Here is a 6,465-nt window from a genome sequence, read left to right as displayed (position 1 = left end):
TGGGCCTCTTTAGTTCGGCCTAAATTCAATGCCAGGTCATTTTTTTGCCGCCTGCAGCGCAGGTTATCTTAGCGTTATGAGTAGCTTATGAATAGAGATCGCAATTTAATCGAAGTGTTTGAAAATTTAGATCTTGCAGCTATGAGGTCTGCAATTGAGATGGGAGCGGATGTTAATTGCCCACACCCTGATGGCGGGTCACTATTATCTGTAGCTGTCGATAGCGCTATAGATAGCTGTATTCAGTCTGGAGGTGGTCCAGGAGATGAGGAGCTAGAATTCGTCGAACTCTTACTAAACAACGGTGCGGATATATTCCTTAAATTTGGTGATTCATCAAGTGCCATTGAAAGTGCAAAAGCTTATAAATCAGCAAAAAACATAGTAGTGTATCTTGAGAGTTTTCACTCATAACAAGCGGCTGCATTTCGCTCCGGCCTGCGGCCTCCACCGGACTCGCTACGCTCGCCGATGAGCCGGGCGTTATGGCTCAGAGTTAACCATTGATGGCTAGTATGAGAAATTCTAAATTATTAATTTTTTCATTGTTTTTGTTGGCCTCTACGGGCTCAAGTTCAGTGAAAGCCTGTTTATTTCCTGAACCTCTTGATTTTGACTACATTGAAAATGCTGACGCAATTTTTATTGGTCATGTATCTAAGTTCATTTATTTTGATAGAAACCCGGTGGCAAAGACGGTTTCATATTCGTTAATTTCTTTTGAGATTGAAAGTTATCTTCTAGGTGATGATAAAGAATATGAATTGGATGCGTTCTGGCAGGATTACAGTTATATGCCTGAGAGTTTCGAGCAAGGTAGATACCTTGTTGCTGTTAAGAGGGAGGCGTTGCCATCAGCTGTGCTGGCGAATCAACCTTATTCTATTGGATCAAAAGCTGTAAAATACAGAATACTACAAGACCCATGCAGGCCCGCTTTTGTTTTAAAGCCAAGTTCAGAAAATTTGCACAAAGTTAATGAAGTAGTGGATGGCATGGGTACAATTGATATCGTTCAGCCATAACAAAGCGCTGCAGACCGACATCTTACTTTGTGCATATTTTGCGCGGTCGCTGTCGCTCCCATTTTTGCGCATAATATGCCCAAAGTAAGCTGCGGCTGAGCGCGACGTTAGATGATATGAATAATCACATTAACCTCATAGTAGAAGGATCGAAAGGTGGAACTCAACCAGTAGAGGTTGAGCTAGTTTCACCCGATGTCTATCGCATTCTTTATTCTCCAGGGTTCGTAGAAGATATAGCGGCTGGAGATACTATCAGAGTCACCAATAAAGAAACTGGCGATTTTGAAGTAATCGAGTATGGTGGCAACGTTTCAGTCAAAATCTCCGATACCTCGCGAATTATCGAAAAGCTTCCAGATATTGACGAGATTTTGTCATCAGTCCGTGCCCGGCGTGACGGAAACCTAGAAAAAGTAGCCGTTTGGACAATTCCTGTCGACTCAGGCTTCAAAGAAATTGAGGCTTCAGTGTCGAAAGCATGTGAATTACTAGATGAGCCAGTTTGGTGGTATGGTAATGTTTATGATTCAAATGATAACCCAATCAACTGGTGGCTATGAGAACGCTAGCATCTAACAAGGCAAAGCAGCCGATCGTCGCACTGCGTGCTCCTCACGGCTGTTTGCGGCGTTAGAGTTCTTGATGAATCGAGCACAATTTTTCTCTGAAGTTTGCGGTAGAACAGTTTCGGCATTGGAGAAGATGGTTCTTGTGTCCGCATTTACCACAATGATTTTCAGGCTGATAAATACAGAGTATGTTGTAAAAATTGCGGCTTTTTTGGCTATTCCTATGGCCATAGCGTGGCTTGTTATGATCGCTAAGCTTTTTTCCCACATGTTTGCACTTCATCGGCATGAGCATGAGGGAAAAGGTGGGTATGTAGAGCCTAGTATTTTCAGTATTAAATTATTGCCTCAGAGCTTTATTCTATGTATAGGTACTATCGTGCCTCCTGTGTTAATTACGTCACTAGTGTTTGGTCTAAACAACCATGAACATAAACACACAGAAATTTTAAGTATTTTATTTTTGTTTCAATTTTTAGTGCTGTGGTTTTACTGGGTATTCGATCCCTTAATCAAGAAGGTGCTTCGGAGCGAGGAAAAACTCTAACAATGCGCTGCAGGCCGACGTCTAACTTTGTGCACTTTATGCGCGGTCGCTTCGCTCCCATTTTCGCGCATAAAGCGCCCAAAGTTAGCCGCGGCTGAGCGCGGCGTTATGAGTCTTGAGTATGGATAAAGACCAGAAGAAAAAGTTAAAGGCTCAGTATAAAAAGAATGAGCAAGATGAAATACGTGCATCTATCCCAATGGGAGTTGATGAGCTAAAAGACTTATTATCGCACCTAAACCGTGAGTCAGCTCCAGAGTGTGATCACACACTCAAGGAAACTATTGAATACCTCAAGTCAAATCAGCTAAACCCAGAGGTAGTTGTTCCCTGGCTTGGCGAGCACGGTGGATTCTGCGATTGTGAAGTTATTTACAACGTCTACGATGACGTAGGTGAAATTGTAGGGTGGCACCTTGACGAAAACTCATAACAAGTTTGTCAACGATCGCCCTTCGGGCTGGACAGCCTTAAGCGTGGCTTCGCCACAAGGCTGCCCGTTACAAAGGCGTTAAAAGTAAGAAAATTGACCTTCACGATTAAAGGAGATAATCCATGCAAGTTTACACATTGGTATATGATATCAATCAGAGAGTCTTGATTTCCAAAAAGAAGGTTCAAAACAAGTGGTGGGATTACTCACTAAGTAAAAAGGCGTCGAGAGTAAATCAGGCTGGGCAGTGGGCCCTACCGGGAGGTGGTAAAGAGCCGTCCGAAAGCGCTGAAGAGGCAGCAAGACGGGAATTTTTGGAAGAAACTGGTGTTTGCCTGAAAAACTTCGAAGGCGGAAACGAAGGTCTAAATATTATATCAAACAGGCAATACACCTTGATTGGCTTTAGGTTGTTATCGTCTGAACTTGAGAATATTGAGAAAGAAATAAATCGCATGCTTGCCCCAAGTAATATTGATGCACTAAAACCAACAGGATACCGAGACATCAAAGACTGGGAGCTATCAGAAGTAAAGATAGTACATAAATCAACGGTATTAAGTAAGCTAGGAAAAAAGCAGCCAATCAGCCAATTATTAGATGAGGTCGCACCATCAGCAGTCAAGCGATACTCTCAAGACATTGACTGGTACTTAGATATGGCATGTGAAATAAGACGAAACAAATATATTTAATATTCTAAGCTTTGACAGCTATAGAGGGGAAATATTTTAACAATCAAAGGCAAAGCGACGCGTAAACGCGCGCTTGCTTTGGGCGTTATGTTTAAGACTTACCAACGTTTAGTAGACACCCTGTATAGTTAGGTTTCGGCCTAACACGGAGGTGTATCATGGCGAAGAAGAAAGCTCAGGCTTATACGGAAGAGTTTCGTAGAGAGGCAGTAAAGAGGGCTGAGAAGCCTGGAGTAACAACTGCTTCTGTGGCTCGTGAACTGGGTGTTAGCGCACAGCAGATCTATAACTGGCGCCGGCAATTTAATCGATTGTCAGATAAGCAGTTCAATAGCTTGGATGGCGTCGACTATTCCAAGCAAGAAAGTGCAGAAGTCCGCAGGCTCAAGAAGGAGCTACAGGAAGCTCGTCAGGAGGTTGAGTTCCTAAAAAAGGCAGCTGCGTACTTTGCGAACCACCAAGAGTAAAGTACGCACTGATACAGGAGCATGTAGGGTTATTCCCGGTTAGCTTGATGTGTCGGTGTTTAGAGGTCTCAAGATCGGGCTATTATCGGTGGCTTGTTAGACTGGCTTCTCCTAGAGCTGTTAGGAAGCTACGAGTAACTGAGAAGGTGCGAGATACCTTTGCCGAGTTTAAAGGACGTTACGGAGCGCCCAGAATTGCTCGAGAGCTTCAAGAGGGCGGTGAGCCGTGCTCTCGGAACTATATCGCTGCGCTTATGCGGCAGGAGCATATTAAGGCCAGAAACGGCAAAGGCTTTCGATATAGCAAGCCAGTTGAAGCGAACATCCATGTTGCCGCCAATCTGCTTAAACGCTGTTTTGATGTAGACCGGCCAAACTGTCGCTGGACCAGTGATATTACGTACATATGGGTTCGTGACCGCTGGTTGTACCTCGCGGTGGTAATGGATCTCTACTCGCGACGTATCATAGGTTGGGCATTCGATTCTCAGATGACGGATGAATTGACCCGCCGAGCACTGAAAATGGCTTTAAGTCAGCGTCAAGCCAAGCCTGGATTGATTGTGCATTCTGATAGAGGCGTACAATACCGATCTCAGCGATATCAGGATCTCTTATCTGAGAATCACTGTAAGCCGAGTATGAGTCGCCAGGCTAATTGCTGGGACAATGCAGCAATGGAGTCCTTCTTCAGTCGCCTTAAAGTTGAACTGGTGTACGCAGCACCATTCTTAAATGAAGAAGAAGCGAAATCCGAGGTGTTTGAATACATCGAGGTTTTCTACAATAGAACCCGTAGGCACTCTGCACTGGGTTATGTGAGTCCAGCAGAGTATGAGCGCAAATGCGCATAGTTAGAGTGTCTACTTTTTGTGGGTAAGACCAGTTTTGAGAAAGAGTTATGGCTCCAAAATATAGAAGATTCGAGTATGGTATCTCTGGTGATGATCCCAGATTCAATATAGAAAACATGGACGAGAGCGTAGATGAATTTAAGGCTCAAAGAGCCAAATATAAATTGAACGGAGTCGAGTATGAAAATATAAGTTTAATCCCGGAAAAATATGCTCAAGAAGTAGGTGAATACCTAGAGCAATACCCTGAAGGAGATAAATATATTTTCGTGTTTCACAAAGATCCACCGAAATTAAGGAAAGCAAAATTAAGTAGAGTGCTCCCAATTTGGGTTTGGCTTACTTTATTGTGTGGTGTAATCGTGTTTAGTGAATGGTGGTCGGCCTTTGGAAGTTAAACATAACAATTACAAGCAGGCTACTACGGGCCCTTGGCCCTTCGCGGGACGTCCTACGCTACGCTCCAGCCGCCCCTGTTGTAGTCGTTAAATTTCATCATGGTTATATTCGCAGTTACAAGAAAAGGCTACACAGAATTAGAGCCAATAATTAGATCGGCGCTGTATTCAGTATGGGTGGGCGATGGCGTGCTGAATGAGCAGGAGATAGATTCGCTACGATCAAGCGATATCGACCTGACTAGCTTCAACTATGCAATAGATCCTAGCGATGATAGCGCGCTAGATGAAGCACTAGCCACGATTGCAGAGCACCATCCAAATGAACGGGTTTGGCTAGAGTGCCTACCCTAAATTTAACAAGGCGCGCAAGCGGGACAAAGTGCTGCGCACTTCGCCCCTTCGCTTGGCGTGTGTGCCAAGCATGGCATTTAACTAGAGAGGTGAAAGTCCTCTTACCAGGTATTCGTGGAGCCGAAGGTTAGCGAAAGGGCAAGGTTAATATCGTGAGGTATTGGCTGGAGGAAGCCCAGCGCAAAATCACGGGGTGATGAACAAGAACTGGATATGAGGTGTGACGTAGGCGGAGCCAGTGGGCACGTGACCATGAAGCTCTCCATCCACAACTGGCCTGCGTTTTATAAATCCAGCATCTACGTGATGAAAGTTAAATGTCTTACCCTGGGAGGTCTATAGGTTGTTAATGGAATAACTGAAAACTGAGAGATTGGTTTTGACCGACCTATAGAAATCAGCAGAAGGCATAGTAGGTAGATTTCGTGCTACTGAAGGCCTGAACAATTCTGGACGGTATTGTTAACGCAGAGCTTGATGACTGCATCTGACAAGTAACTTAGTTGCCAGAAAAAAAATATCTTTTTTTTCTGGGTGAACATCAAACTGGAAACTTAATCGTACCTTGTCCAATTCCCCATCTCTTTTAATGCGACGAATTCTAGATAGGAATAATCTGTTTCGAGCATTACAACAAGTTTCTCGTAACCAGGGTGCGCCAGGTCTCGATGGTATGACGGTAAAGCAGTTACCGGAGCACCTTAAGCAGACTTGGGTTGTTACTCGACAAAAGGTGCTAAGTAGTAGCTATCGTCCACAACCGGTGAAACGCGTCTTTATACCAAAAGACAATGGAACCCTGCGCCCACTGGGTATACCCACTGTGCAAGATAGATTGATCCAACAAGCTATCGCACATATGCTCAGTGAGCAATGGGAGCCGAAGTTTCATCCGTTTAGTTTTGGTTTTAGACCAAATCGATCAGCGCATCAGGCAATAAAACAAGTTCAATCATTTATTCGACAAGGAAGGCGCTGGACGATTGATATGGACTTGAAATCCTTCTTTGACGAAGTGAATCATGACAAACTTATGTCAACACTCCTGCATTCAACTCTGAAGTGCATCAGTTAATCACCTGGAAAAGAACGGTCAGCTGAAGGTAATATCTGCTGCTTC

The 6,465-nt window shown here is 44.1% G+C and carries 10 protein-coding genes; all 10 read left to right on the top strand.

All coding sequences use genetic code 11. The features are described 5' to 3' along the window. Positions 1–87: 87 nt before the first annotated feature. Positions 88–414 carry a hypothetical protein gene (locus Q1A69_RS19470; RefSeq protein WP_299589391.1) on the top strand — a complete coding sequence of 109 codons (327 nt, stop codon included), beginning with the start codon at positions 88–90 and terminating at the stop codon, positions 412–414. A gap of 101 nt (positions 415–515) precedes the next feature. Then, positions 516–1,025, top strand: a complete 510-nt coding sequence (locus Q1A69_RS19465; RefSeq protein WP_299589388.1) for a hypothetical protein — start codon at positions 516–518, stop codon at positions 1,023–1,025. A 116-nt stretch (positions 1,026–1,141) separates the two neighbouring features. Continuing rightward, the gene (locus Q1A69_RS19460) at positions 1,142–1,588 is read left to right on the top strand and encodes a DUF4265 domain-containing protein (protein WP_299589385.1); all 447 of its coding nucleotides are present in this window, start codon (positions 1,142–1,144) and stop codon (positions 1,586–1,588) included. A gap of 82 nt (positions 1,589–1,670) precedes the next feature. Further along, positions 1,671–2,144, top strand: coding sequence for a hypothetical protein (locus tag Q1A69_RS19455; protein ID WP_299589359.1), 474 nt, complete (start codon positions 1,671–1,673; stop codon positions 2,142–2,144). A gap of 121 nt (positions 2,145–2,265) precedes the next feature. Next, positions 2,266–2,577 (top strand): DUF2695 domain-containing protein, encoded by a 312-nt coding sequence (locus Q1A69_RS19450; RefSeq protein ID WP_299589357.1) that lies wholly within the window; start codon positions 2,266–2,268, stop codon positions 2,575–2,577. A gap of 122 nt (positions 2,578–2,699) precedes the next feature. Beyond that, positions 2,700–3,272 (top strand): NUDIX domain-containing protein, encoded by a 573-nt coding sequence (locus Q1A69_RS19445; RefSeq protein ID WP_299589355.1) that lies wholly within the window; start codon positions 2,700–2,702, stop codon positions 3,270–3,272. A gap of 158 nt (positions 3,273–3,430) precedes the next feature. Then, positions 3,431–3,739, top strand: a complete 309-nt coding sequence (locus tag Q1A69_RS19440) for a transposase (protein WP_299589352.1) — start codon at positions 3,431–3,433, stop codon at positions 3,737–3,739. Positions 3,740–3,747: 8 nt separating this feature from the next. Continuing rightward, a complete protein-coding gene (locus tag Q1A69_RS19435) occupies positions 3,748–4,593 on the top strand; it encodes an IS3 family transposase (RefSeq protein WP_366525622.1) in 846 nt (281 codons plus the stop codon). Positions 4,594–4,640: 47 nt separating this feature from the next. Further along, complete coding sequence (locus Q1A69_RS19430; protein ID WP_299589350.1) at positions 4,641–4,991, top strand: hypothetical protein; 351 nt, start codon at positions 4,641–4,643, stop codon at positions 4,989–4,991. Between the two features lie 1,027 nt (positions 4,992–6,018). Next, complete coding sequence (locus tag Q1A69_RS19425; protein ID WP_299589348.1) at positions 6,019–6,420, top strand: reverse transcriptase domain-containing protein; 402 nt, start codon at positions 6,019–6,021, stop codon at positions 6,418–6,420. Positions 6,421–6,465: the final 45 nt, after the last annotated feature.

The sequence above is a fragment of the uncultured Microbulbifer sp. genome, assembly GCF_947498635.1.
GTDB lineage: Bacteria > Pseudomonadota > Gammaproteobacteria > Pseudomonadales > Cellvibrionaceae > Microbulbifer > Microbulbifer echini.
Note: the sequence above shows the minus strand (reverse complement) of the source record. Positions and strands in the feature narration are given on the sequence as shown.